Origin of the sequence: Massilia sp. (genome assembly GCF_031995545.1) — a bacterium.
Classification (GTDB): domain Bacteria; phylum Pseudomonadota; class Gammaproteobacteria; order Burkholderiales; family Burkholderiaceae_D; genus Telluria.
On the sequence record NZ_DAMAGA010000026.1, the window covers coordinates 25,506 to 44,736 of the forward strand.

15 protein-coding genes are annotated in these 19,231 nt (G+C 67.1%); 2 read left to right on the forward strand and 13 right to left on the reverse strand.

Annotation, left to right across the window (positions count from 1 at the left end):
* Positions 1-46 precede the first annotated feature (46 nt).
* The 5 genes from RTQ83_RS16880 to RTQ83_RS16900 all read right to left on the reverse strand — a co-directional run bounded on the left by RTQ83_RS16880 (position 47) and on the right by RTQ83_RS16900 (position 9,098).
* On the reverse strand, positions 47-940 hold the full coding sequence (locus RTQ83_RS16880) for an alpha/beta hydrolase (RefSeq protein ID WP_312516935.1): 894 nt from the start codon (positions 938-940) through the stop codon (positions 47-49).
* On the reverse strand, positions 937-3,999 hold the full coding sequence (locus tag RTQ83_RS16885; protein ID WP_312516937.1) for a glycosyl hydrolase family 28-related protein: 3,063 nt from the start codon (positions 3,997-3,999) through the stop codon (positions 937-939). The genes RTQ83_RS16880 and RTQ83_RS16885 overlap by 4 nt, the downstream gene beginning before the upstream one ends.
* Before the next feature lie 31 nt (positions 4,000-4,030).
* Positions 4,031-5,341 carry a gluconate:H+ symporter gene (locus tag RTQ83_RS16890; RefSeq protein ID WP_312516939.1) on the reverse strand — a complete coding sequence of 437 codons (1,311 nt, stop codon included), beginning with the start codon at positions 5,339-5,341 and terminating at the stop codon, positions 4,031-4,033.
* A 12-nt stretch (positions 5,342-5,353) separates the two neighbouring features.
* Positions 5,354-8,425 (reverse strand): TonB-dependent receptor domain-containing protein, encoded by a 3,072-nt coding sequence (locus RTQ83_RS16895; protein WP_312516941.1) that lies wholly within the window; start codon positions 8,423-8,425, stop codon positions 5,354-5,356.
* A gap of 145 nt (positions 8,426-8,570) precedes the next feature.
* Positions 8,571-9,098 (reverse strand): gluconokinase, encoded by a 528-nt coding sequence (locus RTQ83_RS16900; RefSeq protein WP_312516943.1) that lies wholly within the window; start codon positions 9,096-9,098, stop codon positions 8,571-8,573.
* Between the two features lie 363 nt (positions 9,099-9,461).
* Between RTQ83_RS16900 and RTQ83_RS16905 the strand changes: the two genes are divergently transcribed.
* Positions 9,462-10,025, forward strand: a complete 564-nt coding sequence (locus RTQ83_RS16905) for a putative glycolipid-binding domain-containing protein (protein ID WP_312516945.1) — start codon at positions 9,462-9,464, stop codon at positions 10,023-10,025.
* Positions 10,026-10,051: 26 nt separating this feature from the next.
* On the opposite strand, the gene mnhG is transcribed toward RTQ83_RS16905, so the two are convergent.
* From mnhG to RTQ83_RS16945, 8 genes are all read right to left on the reverse strand, one after another.
* On the reverse strand, positions 10,052-10,423 hold the full coding sequence (gene mnhG / locus RTQ83_RS16910) for a monovalent cation/H(+) antiporter subunit G (protein ID WP_312516947.1): 372 nt from the start codon (positions 10,421-10,423) through the stop codon (positions 10,052-10,054).
* Positions 10,420-10,698 (reverse strand): K+/H+ antiporter subunit F, encoded by a 279-nt coding sequence (locus RTQ83_RS16915; RefSeq protein WP_312516949.1) that lies wholly within the window; start codon positions 10,696-10,698, stop codon positions 10,420-10,422. Before RTQ83_RS16915 ends, mnhG begins: the two co-directional genes overlap by 4 nt.
* A 24-nt stretch (positions 10,699-10,722) precedes the next feature.
* Positions 10,723-11,181, reverse strand: a complete 459-nt coding sequence (locus RTQ83_RS16920; RefSeq protein ID WP_409456121.1) for a Na+/H+ antiporter subunit E — start codon at positions 11,179-11,181, stop codon at positions 10,723-10,725.
* A gap of 68 nt (positions 11,182-11,249) precedes the next feature.
* Positions 11,250-12,899 (reverse strand): monovalent cation/H+ antiporter subunit D, encoded by a 1,650-nt coding sequence (locus RTQ83_RS16925; RefSeq protein ID WP_312516953.1) that lies wholly within the window; start codon positions 12,897-12,899, stop codon positions 11,250-11,252.
* Complete coding sequence (locus tag RTQ83_RS16930) at positions 12,896-13,240, reverse strand: Na+/H+ antiporter subunit C (protein WP_312516955.1); 345 nt, start codon at positions 13,238-13,240, stop codon at positions 12,896-12,898. Before RTQ83_RS16930 ends, RTQ83_RS16925 begins: the two co-directional genes overlap by 4 nt.
* A complete protein-coding gene (locus tag RTQ83_RS16935) occupies positions 13,240-16,170 on the reverse strand; it encodes a monovalent cation/H+ antiporter subunit A (RefSeq protein WP_312516957.1) in 2,931 nt (976 codons plus the stop codon). Before RTQ83_RS16935 ends, RTQ83_RS16930 begins: the two co-directional genes overlap by 1 nt.
* A 70-nt stretch (positions 16,171-16,240) precedes the next feature.
* Positions 16,241-17,098: a universal stress protein gene (locus tag RTQ83_RS16940; protein ID WP_312516959.1), complete on the reverse strand. Its 858-nt coding sequence runs from the start codon at positions 17,096-17,098 to the stop codon at positions 16,241-16,243.
* 142 nt (positions 17,099-17,240) lie between these two features.
* Positions 17,241-17,864 carry a hypothetical protein gene (locus RTQ83_RS16945; protein WP_312516961.1) on the reverse strand — a complete coding sequence of 208 codons (624 nt, stop codon included), beginning with the start codon at positions 17,862-17,864 and terminating at the stop codon, positions 17,241-17,243.
* A gap of 139 nt (positions 17,865-18,003) precedes the next feature.
* On the opposite strand from RTQ83_RS16945, the gene RTQ83_RS16950 reads away from it, so the two are divergent.
* Positions 18,004-19,164, forward strand: a complete 1,161-nt coding sequence (locus RTQ83_RS16950; RefSeq protein WP_312516963.1) for a serine hydrolase domain-containing protein — start codon at positions 18,004-18,006, stop codon at positions 19,162-19,164.
* Positions 19,165-19,231 lie beyond the last annotated feature (67 nt).

The window sequence follows — 19,231 nt, forward strand, 5'->3', positions numbered from 1 at the left end:
CGCGTCAAACGTCGATCCTTCAATCGTGTCTCCTTGGTTGTGATTTTCACGGTGCGGGCACGCCTTCGGGCTTGCGTCCCGCACGCGGCACCAGCCAGCCACCGTCGGCCAGCCAGTCGGCCAGGCGATCGGGCCAGTGCTGCAGCGAGACGCGCTCGCCGCGCTGGCCCATGTTGAAGGCGTGGCCGGTGTCAGCATACAGGTGCAGCTCGGCCGACACGCCGGCCGCCACCAGCTGCTGGTACAAGGCCAGCGTCGGCGGCATGCAGCAGTCGTCGCGCGAGCCGGCCACCAGGAAGGCAGGTGGTGCGTTCCTGGCATCCGTGGCCGGCACGCCGAGCGGACCTGGATAGACCAGCACCTGGAAGTCGGGACGTGCGTCCATGCCGTCGACCGCATCGCGCTTGTTCATGACCGCCGGCTGCGGATGATCGGCCACCAGCGACACCAGCTCGCCGCCGGCCGAAAAGCCCATCGCCCCCAGGCGCTGCGGATCGACGCCATACTGCGCCGCGTTCGCGCGCACCCAGCGCAGCGCGCGCCGCAGGTCGGCGGCGGCATCGCCCTCAATGGTGTAGCCCGAGTCGCCGTCGCGCGCCAGCCGGTACTTCAGCACGAAAGCGGTGACGCCGATCCGGTTCAGCGCCTTGGCCGCCACCATGCCTTCGTTCTGGAATACCAGCATGCGGTGGCCGCCACCCGGCACGACGACCACGGCGGCGCCGTTGGCGTGGCGCGGGTCGGCGCGCAGCACGGTGAGCGACGGATCGTGCACATTGCTGATATAGACGTCGGCGACCTTCTCCGGCTCCCCATGACGGCGTTCCGATCCAGGTGCACCATCGGGCCACAGGCGCACTTGCGGCGCCGTCGGCAACTGCTGCGCCAGGGCGCTGCAGCACAGCAGCAGCGAACCGAGGACGATGCCGTGGCGTTTCATCGTCCGACCTGGGTCGCGTACAGCGAATGGTGGGTCAGGATGAACAGCGTACGTTTGTCGGCGCCGCCGAAGATCAGCTGCAGCGGACGCTCCGGCACGTCGATGCGGCCTTTCTGCTTGCCGTCCTGGCCATAGATGAAGATCTGGCCGTTGGCGACGTACACGTTGCCGTCCGGGCCGACGGCCGCGCTCTCGCCGCCGCGGTTGGCCACCTGCTTCAGGTTGGTGAGGCCGCCACCCTGATTGACCACGCCGCTGAAGGTGCGGTTCTCGGAACCGTTGGTGAACACCACGCGTCCGCCCACCGGTGCGGTGACGAAGCCGTGCGCCTGCAGCGAATCGGCCCAGCGCCAGCCCAGATGGTCCGGCCCGCCCTGGCGCAGCACGCGGTAGGCTGGCAGCACCAGGCTGCCGTCCGGCGACACGTATTCGTTCGCCTTCGGCAGCGCGACGTCACGCGCGAACATCTCGGCCAGCGTGGTGAATTCATAGGTGTCGAAGTTGAGCTGGTCCTTGAATTCGCCGTTCTGCCAGAAGTTGACCGGCACTGCGACGCGTGCGCCGTTACGGGCGGCCACTGGCGTAGGCTTGATCATCGTGATGTCCGTGCCCGGCATGCCCGGCTTGAACGCGTACACGCTGGCCTGCGGACCATAGGACGATATCACCATCACGTTGCCGCTGTTGTCGATCGCCAGGTTGACCGGGTCGAGCGGCGCGTCGCGCACCACGCTCAGGCCTTGTCCCTTGTTCCAGCTGAAGATGCGCTTCCAGTAGCGGTCGACGAAGTACAGCTTGCCCTTGGCATCCACGGCGCCGCCGGCGATCGCATAGAAGCCGCCTTCCAGCTTCTCGACCTTGCCTTGTGGCGCCGGCGCGGTGCGCTGCTTGCCGGTGTAGTCGAACATGGCGAACTCGCGCTCGCGCACATCGAGCTTGTTGGTGACGTCGCGGATCGCGTTTTCGTAGGCGTACTTGCTGGCGCGCAGATAGGTGGCGCAGCCGGCGTCGTCGCAGGTGGCGTAGCCACTCTCCGCGTTCACGTGCACGTTACGGAAGCGGATGTCGCTCGAATTGCTGATCAGGACCGCAGCCGGCATCGGCTTGTACGAACGCGTCACGCGATAGGCGTGGTAGTTCGCGAACAGCAGGTTCTTCGAATTGCGGATCTCGAGCGACACCGCATCGGCGCCGTCGCGGATTTCCTCTTCGGTCTGCGGCGCCAGGAATTCCCAGTTCTCCACGTTGTCGAGCACGATCTCGGCGCGGATATGGTGCTCGGCCGAGAGTTCGTACACCTTGCCCGGGGTCTTGGTGTTGGTCACGTAGAAGCCCGCCTGCGCGTAGCCGCTGGGCGACCAGATGCCGGAGAAGGTGCCGCCGCCGCCGTCGGTCACCCACACGCTCGGATACTGGCGGTCCCAGTGCGCGGTGGTGTCGAACTTGGCGTCCTTCTTGTACGGATCGGCGCGGCTGCCGTCGTACAGGCGGGTGCCGTGGCCGCCCTGGATGCGCACGTCGTCCACCAAGGATTGCTCGCCGGCGCGCCACAGCAAGGCGACAGCGCGGTTGTTGACTTCACCGGTAGCGAGGCCAATGCCGGACACGATGCCGTCGCCGCCGCGCGCGCTTTCGAGCAGCGCCTTGGGCGCATCGACGCCCTGGAACCTGGGCGAGCCGTTCGGAATCACCAGCTGGGTCAGGCCCGGATGCAGGGCGATGATGACGCTGTCGGGCCGCATGCGGATGGTGTCGTTGACCACATAGAAGCCCTGCGGCAGGTAGACCGTGCGGTTGCTGTCGATCGCCTTCTGCAGCGCGGCGGTGTCGTCGGTCTGGCCATCGCCCTTGGCGCCGTAGTCGAGCACATTGGCCCAGTCTTTTGATGACGGCAGCGAGCGCAGGGCGCGCGTCGCCTTGAGATCGGCAGGTATCGTACTCGTCTTGTAGTTGGTGCCGAACGTGCCCATCTCGCCCATCTGCTTGACGAACAGGCCGTAGTTGAATTCATTCACGCGGTAGTCGCGCCCCTTGCCGGCCACCGTCTTGCCGCTGTCGCGGAAGCGGACAAAGGTCGGCACGTTGCGCGCGATGGCGTTTTCCATGCCGACCTGGGTGTAGACGTTGTCCTCGTTGCTGACGACGAGGGCGGCCTTGCTGACGTTCTCGAAATGCACGTCCTTGCCCCACAACCAGTCACCGTAGCCGCGGTTGATCTCGACGCCCACCGGCGTGTCGCGGATCTCGGTGTTGATCATGGTGAGGCTGGCCTCGTGCTCGCGGATCGCCGCGTCGCGCTGGCCTTCGAAGCTGGAATCCATCAGCGTGAACTGCCAGGCGGGTGACGTCTTTTCGCTCAGGATACCGTAGCGGCCGCCGTAGAAGCGCAGGTTGTAGGCGACGTTGCCGACCTGGTAGACGCCGGCCAGACCGGAGCCCAGATGGAAATCGATGTGGCTCAGGTTCGAGTGCTGGGCGGTGTGCATGCGCACCGCGGCGGCGGCCGGGTTGCCGTCCTTGATCTCGAAGTCGACGTTCGACAGTGCCGAATAGAAGGTGGACGAGTTGGCGTTGCGGACCGCTTTTCCCTCTTCGGCGCTGAATGGCACCGCGCTCGGTACCGGCATCGGTACCTTGCCCACTGTGTACTGGTCGCCGCCGGTGAAGATCACCATATTGGCCACGCCCTTCTGGAAGCCGGGCGTGTTCGGCGCCAGCACGAACACCGGCCGCGTCGGACCGACGCCATACACGCGCACCGCCAGCGGAATCAGGATCGAGCGCGTGATGCGATAGCGCCCGGACGGCAGGAACACCACGCCGCCCTGTCCCTTGTTGGCGGCGCTGTCGATCGCGGCCTGGATCGCCGCGGTGTCATCAGTGCTGCCGTCGCCGGTGGCGCGCACGACGATCGCGCGGGGATCGACCGGCATCGCCTGGTAGGCGGAGACCGACGGGGTAGGTGCAGCGTGCGAGTCAACTGCGGCACCGGCCGCCGCTGCGCCAAGCAGCAGCGCCAGCGCCAGCATGCGCGGACGAACAGGTAAGGTTGTCATCATCTTGGTAGTCCCCTCTTATTTTGTACGGCAATCACAAGAACATCGACAGCATCAGTACGAACAGCAGGCCGAACACCCCGACCAGGGTTTCCATCAGCGTCCAGGAGCGGAAGGTGTCCTTCAGCGACAGGCCGAAGTACTCCTTGAACATCCAGAACCCCGAATCGTTGACGTGGCTGCACATCAGGCTTCCGGCGCCGATGGCCAGCACCATCAGGTTCGGATCGACCCCGGAGCTGTGCACCAGCGGGGCCACGATGCCGCCGGCCGTCACGCCGGCCACGGTGGCCGAGCCGAGGCAGATGCGGATCACGGTCGCCACCAGCCAGCCCAGCACCAGCGGCTGCACCGGCAGGCTTTGCAGCTGCGCGCCCAGTTCGGCGCTGACGCCCGATTCGACCAGCACCTGCTTGAGCGCGCCGGCGCCGGCGATGATCAGGAGGATCGGCGCGATCTCGCGCATCGCTTCGCCCGGGCCCTGCATCACCTGGGCCAGGCTGCGTCCTTGCGCCAGGCCGAGCGTGAACACCGCCACCAGGTACGACAGCAGCATCACCACCAATGGATTGGAAAAGAACGCCAGCGCGCCGTTCAGGTCCGGGCGCGCCATCGCCAGCAGCGTGGTCGCGCCCAGCAGCAGCACCGGCAACAGCGCGGTGGCGAAGCTGTTGAAGGCCCCGGGCAGCCTGACGTCATCGACCTGGGACCCGTTACGGAAGATCGCGGCGGGCGTGGCCTGGATGCGGCGCAGCGACATCGCGAACACCGGCCCGGCCAGGATCAGCGTCGGCACCGCCACCACGATCCCGTACAGCAGCGTGGTGCCCATGTCGGCGTGGATCGCCGCCACCAATGCCACCGGCGACGGATGCGGCGGCAGGAAGCCGTGCGCGATCGACAGCCCGGCCAGCAAGGGAATCGCCAGCGCCACCGCCGGCCGTCCGCTGCCGGCCACCAGCGAAAAGATCAGCGGCACCAGCAGCACGAAGCCGACGTTGTAGTAGAGCGGAATGCCGACCACGAAACCGGTCACGGTCAGCGCCACCGGAATGCGCGCCGGCCCCAGCGCATCGAGCAGGCAGGTGGCGATGCGCCGTGCGGCGCCGCTGTCGGCAATCAGTTTGCCGAACACGGCGCCCAGGCAGATCACCACCACCAGCGACCCCAACAGGTCGCCAATGCCTTTCTCGATCGCGCCGGGGATTCTCTCCGGCGGCACCCCGAGCAGCAGGGCCGCCACCAGCGATGCCGCGACGAAGGCCAGCAGCGGCTGGACCTTGCCCCACGCGATCAGCAGCGTGAGCAGGCCCACCGCGAGCAGGACGGGTACCATGTTCCCCATGCGAGGGTCCCCTTAGAAGCCGTAGCGCAGGCCGACCCGGTAGGTGCGCCCGACCACGTCGTACAGCGCGGGGTTGATGCCGAAGCTTGCATTGGTCTGCGGCGCAGGTTCAGGCGACTCGTCGGTCAGGTTGTCGATCTTGAAGTACAGCTGCATCGCTTTCGAGACGTTGTAGCTGCCGCCGAAGTCGAAGTAGGTCGCGCCCTTCATCTTGTTGCTGTAGATGGTCGGGTTGATCAGGGTCGACGTCGGGCAGCCGGTCTGGCACTCGATGAAGTCGTTGCGATAGGTGCCATCGCTGATCCAGCGTTCGGTCAGCGTGAAACTCAGCTTGTCGTTGTCCCAGCTTTGCTGCGCCAGCAGCTTCCACTTCGGCGTGTTGCCCATGTTGGAGCCGGCGGCATCCACCGGCCGCGTGCCGACCACGCCCGAATCGGTGATGAAGTGCAGGTTGCGGGTGGCCAGCGCGCGGAAGGTGAAGCGGCCCGGCAGGTTCCAGCGCTCGAGACCAGTCCTGTAGGCGGTCTCGATGTCGAAGCCTTTCACTTCGAGCGAAGCGAGGTTGAAGTTCTGCACCGTGACGTAGTTGTTGCCCGGGTTGTTCAGCACCACCGCCGAGCAGATGTCCTGGTTGCCGGCCACGCACAGGTCGACTTCCTGCTGGCTGGTGAGCACCGAGATCACGTCCTTGACCTTGATGTCGAAGTAGTCGAGCGAGACACTGAAGCCCGGCGCCCATTTCGGCTGGCTGAGGACGATGCCGAAGGTGTTGTTGCGCGCGATCTCCGGGCGCAGGTTGGTGTTGCCGACGGTGCGTTCCTGCACGCTGATGGTGTTGCCCTGGTACTGGACCACGTTGTTGACCACCACCGGCGCGGCGAACAGTTCGCTCAGATTCGGTGCTCGCACGTCTTTCGAGGTCACGCCGCGCAGGCGCAGGCCGTCGATCGGGGTCTGCCAGGTGGCGCCCAGCTTCCAGCTGCCCACGCTGCCGGCGGTACTGTACTTGGTTTCGCGGTCGGCCAGGTTCAGGTTGGCCTCGCCCCAGGTGGCCGATTTGAGCAGCGGGATGTTCAGTTCCACGTACGCTTCGCGCACGTTGTAGCTGCCTTCGCCGTTGTGGAAGTTACCGGCGTACCAGTTGTTGCCGACCGTGGTGTCGAGCAGCGGGTCGGCCGGATACATGGCGTTGTTGGGCGAATCGGGCGTCACGCCATTGCCGTAGGCGTCGCCGCGCACGCGGTATTTCTCGCGCCGGTATTCGGCCCCTAGGGCCAGCGAGATCGGGCCGGCCCAGCCTTCGAACAGTTCGCCGTTGATGTTGAAGCTGCCCACGTCCTGGCTTTGCTTGGTGCGCTGGCGCGGACCGTTTTCGGGAGCGATATAGGCCCAGGCGGCCGGGTCGACCGGGTTGTTGCCGATGATGTTCAATGGTATGCAGCCCGATGCCGCGGCGATCGGATTGCGGCACACGATGCTGCCGTCCGGTGCGCGCACCGCATCGATGGCGGCGTTGTAGCGGCGGTTGATGGTCATCGCGCGCGCGTCGAGATTGGTCTTGTTCTCGCCGTGCGTGATGTAGGCGTCGTACGCCCAGTCCTTGCCGAACAGGCTGAATTTGCCGTCGGCGCCGAGCACGAAGCGGCGCTGGGTGCGGGTCGGGTGGACGTTGATATTCTCGGGGAAGATCGCGTTGGCGGTGCCGTACTGGAAGCTGGTGATGTTGTTCTGCGCGCAGGCGGCGACGATCGACGCCGGCAGGAACGGGTTCGAGCACTGGACCGTCAGGTTGGCGTTCTTGGCTGCGCCCGGGTTGGGCGAGAACTCGGACGCCACCTGGCCGTAGTTGGCGGTGAAGTAGATCTCGTTGTCGGGATCGATGTCGAACGACATGCGGGTGTAGGCCACCTGGCGCTTGAAGTTCATCGCCAGGTTGGTGCCGGCGCCCACGCTGCCACTCAGGTCGCCGCCGATGCAGAACGGATTGACGCAGTTGGTGACCGCGCCGGTGCCAGTCGGCTGGCCGTTGGAGCCATACTGGAACTGGTACGGCACGCCGCCGTCGCCGAACGCGGTGCCCTGCAGCGGGCCGCTGGTGATCAGGCCATATTTCGAGTACTGGTACTGCTGCGCGTGTTCGATGACGCGGTATTGCGGCAGGCCGTCGCCGGTCTGGTTCAGCGGGCGCACCGAATAGGCCGGGTTCTTGTACCAGCTGCGGCCGTTGGGGCCGACCTCGCCGAAGCCGGGCGAATCGATGCCGTTCTCTTTCGTGAATTCGCCGCTGACGGCGACGTGGAAGCGGTCGTTCATGAAGCCGCGGCCCCAGGCCGCCTGCACGGTGCCGCCGCGGTCGTCGTCGTACTTGGTTTGTCCGCCCTGGACGTTGGCCTTGAAGCCGGTGAATTTTTTGTCGGTGACGAAGTTGACCACGCCGCCCACCGCGTCCGAACCGTACGAGGCCGATGCGCCGCCGGTGACCACGTCGACCCGTTTCACCAACAGCTGCGGGAACTGGCTGACGTCGGTGACGCCGGTGACGTTGGCGCCGACCACGCGCTGGCCGTCGAGCAGCGTCAGGGTCCGGATCGTGCCCAGGCCGCGCAGGCTGAGGGAACTGAGGCCCTGGATGCCGCTGCTGGTGCTGTTGGTGCTGGTGGTGCGGCCGGTGCTGCCCTGCAGCGCCGGCAGCTCGGCCAGGGTGTTGAACAGGTTCGGTTTGGCCGCCTTTTCCAGGTCGGCGGTGGTCAAGCTGGTGGTCGGCGTCGGCTGGGTGAAGCCGCGCGCCGCGATGCGCGAGCCGGAGATGCGCACCACGTTGCCGCCGTCGGCGCTGGCCGGGGCGGTGCCGGCGGGGGCGGTATCGGCCGGGAGTTCCTGGCCGGATGCGGTGGCGCCGGCGGTTGCGGCGCCGGAGGTGGTGCCGGCATCGGTGGCACTGGTCTCGGCCACTGTCTGCGGCGCCGCGGCCGGGGTAGCCGCCGTGGGTTCGGCCGGCGCCTGCTGGGCGTGGGCCGCGCCCAGCGTCCAGCAGGCGCTGGCGACGGCTAGGCTGATCAAGGTCCTTTGAACTGGGGTGCGCATGGTTGTCTCCTATCGCTTGTTGTGTGCGGGGCGCGCTGCCTCATGGCGGGCGGCTGCGTCCCAGGGATGCGGCGTTTTTTTTGCAACGTTATGTGCAGCTGATTTGCGACTAAATCGGTGCCGCGCCGGCCCTGAGTTTGCAAACTCAGGCCGATGCGGTGATGCGTTCCACCAGCGCGGTCGGCGCCAGGGTGATGTCGAGCGTGAGCCCGCCTTCGTCGGGCTGGAGCGGTTCGAGGATGCGCAGCTGGCTGTCGAGCAGCGAGGGCGGCATGTAGTGATCCGGACGCTGGTGCATGCGGTCGGCGATCAGTTCGCGCGGACCGGCAAGATGCACGAAGCGCAGCTGCGGGTCGGCTTCGCGCAGCAGGTCGCGGTAACGGCGCTTGAGCGCGGAGCAGGACAGCACCAGGCCGCGATCGTCGCGCTGTGCCTGGGTGATTTCGCTGGCGAGGGCCTGCAGCCAGCCGGCGCGGTCGTCGTCGTCGAGCGGGACGCCGGACGCCATCTTGCTGACGTTGTCGGCAGGGTGGAAGGCGTCGCCTTCGAGGAACGGAACGGTGAACGAGGCCGCCAGCGCGGCGCCGATCGTGCTCTTGCCGCACCCGCTGACACCCATGATGACCCAGCGCGTGCGACTGCCTTGCCGGACCTGAAGCGGTTCTGCCTGCATATTGTCTCCTTGACTACCGTTAGCGCTATCATTGCGTTTTTTTCAGTCTCTGCCTGGCTTGAAAATTTGTAAACGGGGCATCGATGGTGCACTGCAAAAAAAATAAAGATGGGATCGGCAGGTTTGCCGTCTCGACATAAATGACGGCGCAGGCGTTTTCACTCGAAAAACCGACAGAAGATTTGATAGCGCTAACACTGCTGCGCCGCGCCATCGAAAGTTGTTCGCGTTGTAATTACAACACGCAGTTGTCGAGCAGATGTTTTGTAGCCGTAAAGACGCACGATCGCGTTCCGTCATCGCCCTGCGGATCGGCTATCGTGGACGGTCATGGGGATAAAGAAGACTGCACAGGAGACCGCCATGCAACGCACATGCCGCTGGATCACCGAAGAAGGGGAAGGGCTGGAGCACTTTACGCTGGACCAGACCGAGGAAGGAATTGCCGCCGACGGTGTCATCATCGGACCATCATTCGGCGCCATGTTCACCGGCGAACTGTTCGGCTGCAGCTATGCCGTGCGCTGCGACCCGCGCTGGCGCGTGCGCCGGGTGCAGTTGCGGGTGGCGGGCGGGGCTACTTTGCTGCTGCGCGGCGACGGCGAAGGGCACTGGAGCGGCGCCGACGGCGACCCGCTGCCGCAGCTCGACGGCTGCATCGACATCGACATCACCGGCACCCCGTTTACCAACACGCTGCCGATCCGGCGCCTGGGCGACCGGCTACGCGAACGCCAGGAAATCCGCGTCGCCTACATCACGCTGCCAGAGGCGAGCGTGGCGCCGTCGCGCCAGGCCTACACCGCGCTGGGGGCCGGACGCTACCGGTTCGAGAGCCTGTCCGACCCGTTCCAGGCCGAGATCGCGACCGATGCCGACGGGCTGGTGGTCGACTATCCGGGCCTGTTCCAGCGCTTGCCGGGCTGACGGCGCGCGCTACTGTTTCGCGGTATTCACTCGCGCGTGGTGGTGTACACCTCGCCCGCCGTCGCCCCGCTGTCGCCCTTCTTCGCGCGCAGGTCGCGATAGACGGCGGCGCGCATGATCATCATCGCCACCACCGGCGCCGTCAGCAGCACGAAGCAGGTGATGATCACTTCGTGCACCACCAGGCGCGATTGGCCCACCGTGAAGTACAGCATCGACGCCAGCAGCAGGCTGCCGGCGCCCAGCGTGACCGTGATCGCCGGCCCGTGGATGCGTTGATAAAAGGTGCGCAGTCGCAGCAGCCCCAGTGCGCCGATCAGGATGATGCTGGCGCCCAGGATCAGCAGCAGCGACACGACTAATGCAGCCCACGCGGGCAGGAGTTCGAGTTCGCTCATTCGATGATCTCCCCGCGCATCAGGAACTTGGCCATGGCGACCGTCGACACAAAGCCGACCAGCGCGATCAGCATCGCCACTTCAAAATAAATCTGGGTGCCGTAGCGGATGCCGAGCACCAGCGCCAGCAGCATGCCGCACATCCACAGGGTGTCGAGGGCCAGCACGCGGTCGTGGGCCGAGGGGCCGATCAAGAGGCGCCCGGCGCATAGCACCATGGCCGCCAGCACGCACACGAGCGCGTAGCCGATCGACAGTTCAAGCAGGGTTGCCATGATGGGCCTCCAATGTAACGCGGTTCATGGTTTGACCTCGTAGGGCCGGGTTTCGAAGATCTGGATCAGCGGCGCTTCGTAGCGCGTCTTGATCGTGTCGACCCACCAGCCGGCATCGTGCAGGTCGAACACGTGCAGCACCAGTTCGTGTCGCTTCTCAAGCCCATCCCCGGGTTGCATCTCGGTCCACACGGTGCCGGGCGTCATATTGATCAGGCACGATAGCGCGGCCAGGCCGTACGGGTCGCGCATCGTCAGCGGCACGCGGATGAACTGCGAGTTCAGGTTGGCGTAGTCGGCGAACAGGATCACGCGGCAGACGTTGAAACACGAACGCACCACCTCGACCGAGGCAAAGCCGAGCAGGCGCACGATCACCACGGGCTTGCGCAGCCGCGGATAGCCGAGCGGCTGCAGGCGCCGCGTGAGCAGCGGCCCGGCCACGCCGAGCAGCACGCCGAGCAGGATGTGGCCCGGGTACAGGGTCTGGTTCAGCAGCAGCCACAGCGCGCACAGCGCCAGCGACACGAAAGGATAGGGTAGCCAGCGGGTCATGGCGCCTCCGGGTTTGATACCGGTCCGGGGACCGTGGGTGCGCCCAGCACGCGCTGGACGTACGTGCCTGGGCGGTGGATGTCGTCGCTGGCGCGCGCCAGGTAGCCGAACAGCGCATTGGCGTGCACCGTCATCACGACCGACAGTCCGAGCAGGAACAGCACCGGCGCCACTTCGGAGCGGTGCAGCTTGGGCGGCTCGGCGCCGGCATTGGCCCAGAAGGTGCGCACGCCGAAACGCATCATCGAGATCACCGCGATCAGGCCCGAGAGCACGATCAGGGCCATCAGGGTCCAGCCGGAAGCCGGAATGCCATTGCCGTCGCCCGGGTTGAGCAGCGCATGGAACATGCCGAACTTGGCGACAAAGCCCGACAGCGGCGGCAGGCCGGCGATCATCAGCGCGCAGGCGGCGAACGCTAGCGACAGGAAGGCCATCGCCGCCGGCACGCCGCGCCCGACCGGTTCGGCCGGCGCATCCTCGACCGCGTAGGCTTCCATGGTCAGCGCCAGCATCGCCGAGCGCGGCGTGCGGATGCGGTCGATCAGTTCGATCAGCAGCAGGAAGGCGGCTACGCCGACGGTCGAACCGATCAGGTAGTACAGGCCGGCCGTCACCAGCGAAGGCTGGCCGTAGCCGATCACCGCCAGCAGCGTGCCGGACGAGACGATCGCGGCGTAGCCGGCCATGCGGCCCGCGGTGTCGGTCGAGAGCATGCCGGCGGCGCCGAACACGATGGTCAGCATGCCGCCGTAGAGCAGCGCATCCTGGCCGAAACCGGCGGCGGCGCCGCTGTAGTCCGAGAACATCAGCAGCCACAGACGCAGCACGATGTAGGCGCCGACCTTGGTCATCAACACCAGCATCACCGCCACCGGCGGCGAGGCCGCGGCGTAGGTGGTCGGCAGCCAGAATCCCAGCGGCCACATGGCGCCCTTGGTCAGGAAGGCCAGCGCCAGCACCGCCGCGCCGACCTTGAACAGGCTGAGTTCTTCGCCGGTGAGTACCGCCACGCGCGCCGACAGGTCGGCCATGTTCAGGGTGCCGGTGGTGGCGTAGATCAGCGCGGTGCCGATCAGGAACAGCAATGCGGCGGCCAGGTTGATCGCGATGTACTGCATGCTGGCGCGGATCCGTTCGGCGTTATACCCGTGCAGCACCAGGCCATACGAGGCGGCCAGCATCACTTCGAAGAACACGAACAGGTTGAACAGGTCGTGGGTCAGGAAGGCGCCGTTGATCCCCATCAGCAGGAACTGGAACAGGGTGTGGAAGTGCACCCCGATGCGCCCCCAGCGCAGGCGCGTGAAATGCAGCGCGGCGAGCGCCAGCACGGCGCACAGCAGCAGCATGATGCTGCTCAGGCGGTCGGCCAGCAGCGCGATGCCGAACGGCGCGCTCCAGTTGGCGGCCAGGTACACGCCCATGCCGTCCTGCCAGTGGCCGCCGTCGGTCATCCGGATCAGGAACAGCGAGGTGGCCAGCATGCCCAGCACCGAGGCGTAGCTGAGCCAGAACTTGAGGCGGTGCCAGCCCTGGGTGAGCGGCGCCAGCGCCGCCCCCACCAGCAGCGGCAGCAGGATCGGCGCCATGATCAGGTGCTGGCGCCAGTCCAGGGAAAGAACGTCGAATACTGCGTCATTCATACTTCAGGCTCCTTGCCGTCGACGTGGTCGGTGCCGGTCAGACCGCGCGAACCGATCATCACCACCAGGTACAGCGCGGTGGTGGCGAAGCCGATCACGATCGCGGTCAGTACCAGTGCCTGCGGCAGCGGGTCGGCCAGGTCGCTCGGCACCGGCGTGCTGCCCGGTGGCGTGAGCGGCGGGGCGTCGACCCACAGCCGCCCCATGACGAAAATGAACAGGTTGACGGCGTACGACATCAGCATCAGGCCGCTGAGCACCTGGAAGCTGCGCGGGCGCAGCACCAGCCAGATGCCGGAGCCGAACACGATGCCGATGGCGAGCGAAATGATCAGCTCCATCAGAAGATCTCCTTGGCGGGCGGGATGGCGGCGCGGGTGGCGCCGGGCGGAGCGCGGTGGCTGCGCAGCGACTGGTGCGCCAGCGCGACCAGGGTCAACATGGTCGAACCGACCACCACCAGGAACACCCCGAGGTCGAACACGAAGGCGCTCGGCACGTGGATCTCGTCCAGGATCGGCAGCGTCAGGTGCGCGGTATGGCTGGTCAGGAACGGGTAGCCCAGGAACCAGGCGCCGATGCCGGTGAAGCAGGCGCACCACAGGCCCCAGGCGATCCAGCGGTGCGGACGCAGGCGCAGGTGCGACTCGACCCAGTCGGTGCCGGCCACCATGTACTGCACGATCAGCGCGGTGGCGAAGATCAGGCCGGCGACGAAGCCGCCGCCCGGCAGGTTGTGGCCGCGCATGAAGAAGTAGGCCGCCATCACGCCCATCACCGGCAGCAGCAGGCGCAGGTAGATGGCCGGGATCATCAGGTAGCCGCTGGCCGCCTGCACCGCCGGCGTTTGCGTGACGGCCGGATCGACGTCGCTGGCCTGCTGCACCGGAATCGCGATCGATTCGGTGGCGGGACGGAAGCGGCGCAGCAGCGCATACACGGTCAGGGCGACGGCCGACAGCACGGTGATCTCGCCCATGGTGTCGAAGCCGCGGAAGTCCACCAGCAGCACGTTGACCACGTTCGAGCCGCCGCCTTCGGGCAGCGCGCGCAGCACGAAGAAGTCGCCGATCGACGGCGGTGGGCTGCGCATCAGGATCGCGTAGCTGGCGTAGGCGATGCCCAGGCCGCCGGCGGCGGCGATCAGGCCGTCGCGCGAGCGGCGCAGCCAGGTGCTCGGCGGCGCCTTGGCCTTCAGGCCGGGCGGGGCGAAGCGCGGCGGCAGCCAGCGCAGGCCGAGCAGGATCAGCACCGTGGTCACGGTTTCCACCATCAGCTGGGTCAGCGCCAGGTCGGGCGCCGACAGCCACACGAAGGTGATCGCGGTGACGATGCCGGTGCCGCCGACCATCGACAGCGCCGCCAGGCGGTGGTACTTGGCCTTGTAGGCCGCGCCCACGGCGCAGCCCGCGCCCACCAGCCACAGCACGGCGAACAGCGGATTGAATTCGCCGATGGCGAACGTGGCCAGGGTGGCGTCCAGGCCGGGCAGCGACGGCAGCGGATCGACCAGCAGCAGCGGCACCGCCACCATCATCGCCATCACCACCATCAGCTGCGGCTGCAGGCGCTTGGTACCGGTCCAGCGGATCAGCCAGTTGGCGGCCTGGGTCAGGCCGAGCATGGTGTTTTCATACGCCTGCGCGCCCTTCAGGCGGTGCAGCACCGGCACTTGCGTGCGTTCGCGCAGGTCGTGGCGGCGCAGCAGGAAGTAATACAGGCCGGCGCCCAGCACCAGCGCCAGGCAGCTCATCAGGAGCGGCAGGTTGAAGCCGTGCCAGATCGCCAGGTCGTAGGCCGGCAGCGCCGCGCCCAGCACCGAGCCGGAGGCCACGGCCAGGATTTCGCCTACCACGCGCTCGGGCATGATGCCGACCGCGATGCACAGCACCACCAGGCACTCGACCGGGAAGCGCATCCAGCGCGCCGGTTCGTGCGGCTCGGACGGCAGGTCCTGCGCCAGGCGCCCGAAGAACACGCTGATGAAGCGCAGCGAATAGGCCACGCTGAAGATGCCCATGGCCAGGGCCGCGTACGACATCGACCAGTCTTCGGTGCCGCCCACGTGCGCGGTCTCGGCGAAGAACATCTCTTTCGACAGGAAGCCGTTCATCAGCGGCACGCCGGCCATCGAGGCCGAGGCCACGATCGCCAGCGCGGCGGTGACCGGCATCGCGCGGCGCAGGCCACGCAGGATGCGCATGTCGCGCGTGCCCGTCTCGTGGTCGATGATGCCGACCGCCATGAACAGCGAGGCCTTGAAGATCGCATGGTTCATCACGTGGAAGATCGCCGCCACCACCGACATCGGGCTGCCGATGCCCATCAGGACCGTGATCAGGCCCAGGTGGCTGATGGTGGAATAGGCCAGCAGGCCTTTCATGTCGTGCTGGAAGATCGCGAAGAAGGAACCCAGCACCAGCGTGCTGACGCCGGCGCCGACGATCAGCCAGGTCCATTCCTCGGTGCCGCCCAGCGCCGGGAACAGGCGGATCAGGAGGAACACGCCGGCCTTCACCATGGTGGCCGAGTGCAGGTAGGCCGACACCGGCGTCGGGGCGGCCATCGCGTGCGGCAGCCAGAAGTGGAACGGGAACTGCGCGCTCTTGGTCAGGGCGCCGAGCGCCACCAGGATCAGGGCCGGCAGGTACAGGGAGTGCGCGCGGATCTGGTCGCCCGCAGCCAGCACCACGTCGAGCTCATAGCTGCCGACGATGTGGCCGAGCACCAGCACGCCGGCCAGCAGGCACAGGCCGCCGGCGGTGGTGACGGTGAACGCCATGCGCGCGCCGCGGCGGGCGTCGTTGCGCTCCTGCCAGTAGCCGATCAACAGGAAGGAGGTGAGGCTGGTGAGTTCCCAGAACACCACCAGCTGGATCAGGTTGCCCGACAGGACCACGCCCATCATGGCGCCCATGAAGGCCAGCATGTAGGCGTAGAAGCGCGCTACCGGGTCGCGCTTGCTCATGTAATAGCGTGCGTACAGCACCACCAAGAGGCCAATGCCGAGCACCATGACCGAGAACAGCCAGGCCAGGCCGTCCATGCGCAGGATGATGTCGAGGCCGAACGTCGGCAGCCATTCGTGGCGCGAAGTCAGGGTCTCGGACTCGAGGTGCTTGAACTGGAAGATCGCGGTGGCGAGGGCCACCAGGGTGAACGCACCGGCCGCGACGGCGGGGCGGTTGCGCGAACCGTTGGGCAGGCAGGCGCATACGAAGGCGCCGGCGAAGGGAAGAAGGACGAGGAGCAGCAATGCCAGTGACGTCATCGAAGTCATCCTTCAGGGCAGTGGCAGGTGTAAGGACGTGCGCACAGGCGCACGGAACAGGTCAGGGATTTCAATGGCGTTCTCCAGGAGGAATGACCAGGGTGTCGCATGCGACATCCTGCAGTAACTGGTCGCCGCGGCTGCCCATCAGGAGCCGCGTCAGGGTCGATTCTTCGTGCAGGCCGAGCACGGCCAGGTCGATATCGTGTTCGAGCACGTAGCGCGTCAGCTGCGAAGCCGGTTCGCCTTCGCCGATCACTGGCGTGACGCGCGCGCGCGTATGGTCGGGCAGCGCGCAATCGGCCAGGAAGCGCGCGAATTCGTCGCCTGGGGGAGCATTATCTCCCAGCAGGCTGGCGCTGTCGTGCGCATGGAAAGCCGTGATCGGCGCGTCCGGGAACAGGCGCGCGGCGGTGTGCAGGGCCAGGCCGGCGGCCGGGGTGAAATCGATCGCGACCATGATGCGGCGGTAGGGACCGCGCACGCGCTGGCGCACCACCAGCAGCGGCTGCGCCAACCTGCGCGCGAGTTTCTCGACCGTCGAGCCGAGCAGCAGGCCGCCGAGGCTGTCGTGGCGCGAGGCGCCGGTGACCACGATGGCACCCGGCAGCGTGGCCGCGGTCTCGAGGATGGCGTCGTCGATCGCGCCGCTGGCAAAGCGCAGGCCGACCTGCAGTGCGCTGCCGGCGAACTCGCGCGCGTGTTCCGCGCGCGCGGCGTGTTCGGCGCGTTCGAGGCCGATGTCGCCGTCGAGCCAGCCCGTGACTTCGAGCGGCGCCTGCGGCGCATCGTGGACGGTCAATACCGTCAAGGGGGAATGGAATTGGCCCGCCAGCTGCTTTGCGCGCTCGAGCGGCCGGTCGCAGCGGGCGCTCAGGTCCGTCGCAAGCAACAATCCGGGGGGCGTAGTTAGGCTGTGTTCGGACATGCGCCGCCTCGTGGAAAGTCTTCTCGGAGGCGACACTCTACCGTAGTTGATGCTCTGACTACAACGCGTTTCTCCCGATTTTCGAAAATTGAGCGTCGGGAAAATTGGTGCGCTGCGACAGGAAAGCGCCCTGAAAGCGGGCTCAGGCCGTGATGTCGAGCGCCGGCGCCGCCTCGCTGTCGAGGCCATAGGCGCTGCGCACTTCGGCCGTGCGCGCTTCTGCCGGATCGGCCGCGCCGGACTGTTCCTTCTTCTTCGCCGCCGCTTCCTCGGCCTGCCTCTCCTGCTTGGCTTCGTACACCGCGCGCTCTTCGTCGCTGACCGTCTTGTCCGAGTTGGTGTCGGCTTCGGCGATGTAGTCGGCGTCGCTGGTGCTGGACGATGCCGTTGCGCCGCCGGCGCCGCCCGCACCACCGGCAGCGGCAGGCGCCTGGCCGCCGGCAGCCTGCGCGGTGGCCTGGGTCGCTTCGCCGTCGGCGGTTTCCGTGGCCTGCGTCGTCTCGTCGGTCGAGACCGGCTGCGCAGTGCTTTCATCCACGGCGCGCTGTACGCGCGCGGCGTCGGCCTGCGCGCCCAGCTGGTCGCCGAGACGCGCGGCGGCGAGCGACTCGGCGCTCGGGGTTGCGGCGTCGGCGCTGCTTTCGGTCAGGTCCTGGGTGACGGCCGGGGAAGTCTGTTCGGTGCCGCTCGTTGCCTGGGTGCTGCTGACGGTGCGCGTTGCGTACGCCGCCTGGGACGCGCTTGCGCCGCCGATACTGGTAACCATGTTCATGCCTTGTTGAGCTAGTCGTATCCGATTAACGGTCACCTCTTCACCCGGCAACAGGGCGGCAAATGTAAAGCGAGGTAAAGCCAGCTACACTCCGATGGCCGGCCCGTCAATACATGACCATTCAGGAGGAACCATGAAAACGCTGTTCGCGCTAGTCCTGATGTTGTCCCTCGGCGCCTGTTCCACGCCGCGTAACGACGCCCCCGGCTTCACCGACGCCGACATCGAGCGCCTGATGGCGCGCGAGCAGGTGCAAGGCCTGGCGCTGGCGGTGATCGACGACGGCCGCATCGTCAAGCAGGCCGCCTATGGCTGGCGCAACGCCGAACGGCGCCTGCCACTGCAGACCGACACCGTGATGTACGGCGCCTCGCTGACCAAGACCGTGTTCGCGCTGCTGGTGCTGCAGCTGGCGCAGGAGGGCAAGCTCGACCTCGACGCACCGCTGCCGGCGCTGCTGCCCAAGCCGCTGCCCGAATATGCCTTGACGCGCGGCGGCGGCCGCTTCGAGTTCAGCGCGCTGGCCGGCGACGAGCGCTGGCGCCTGCTCACGCCGCGCATCCTGCTGAGCCACGGCGCCGGCTTTGCCAACTTCCGCTGGCTCGAGCCGGACGGGCGCCTGCGCTTCCACTTCACGCACGGCAGCCGCTACGCCTATTCGGCCGAAGGTTTCTATGTGCTGCAGCTGGTCGTCGAGGAAGGCCTGGGACTGGAACTCGGGCGCGCCATGCAGGAGCGCCTGTTCGACCGCGTCGGCATGCCCGGCACCGGCATGCGCTGGCGGCCCGGTTTTGGCGCCAACCTGGCCGATGGCTATACGGTTGACGGCCGCATGGAGCCGCACGACGAGCGCGGCAGCCCGGTGGCGGCCGGCTCGATGGACACCACCATCGCCGACCAGGCGCGCCTGTGGGCGGCGCTGCAGCGTGGCGAATTGCTGGATGCGAAGGCGCACGCGGAGATGGTGCGGGGGCAGCTGCCGATTCGTTCGAGCAGCCAGTTTCCGACACTGGCGCCCGAAGCGACGCCGGCGCCGGTGCCGCATCTGGCCGCAGGCCTCGGCGTGGTGACCTTCCGCGACCGCAGCGGGCCGTCCTGGTTCAAGGGCGGCCACAACGACAGCACCGGCAATATGCTGATCTGCCTGGAGGCACGCCGGCGCTGCCTGGTGCTGCTGGCCAACGACGTGCGCGCCGAGCGCATGTTCCCCGAAATCGCGCGTCTGGCGCTGGGCGAGAACGACATGCCGTGGCACTGGGAATACGGCTGGTACCGGCGCGGATCGCCGCCCTGACGGCGGGCGGATAGCGAACCGATTTGATTGTCACCGGGAATCAAGACCATCCCGGAGCGCCGGGGCT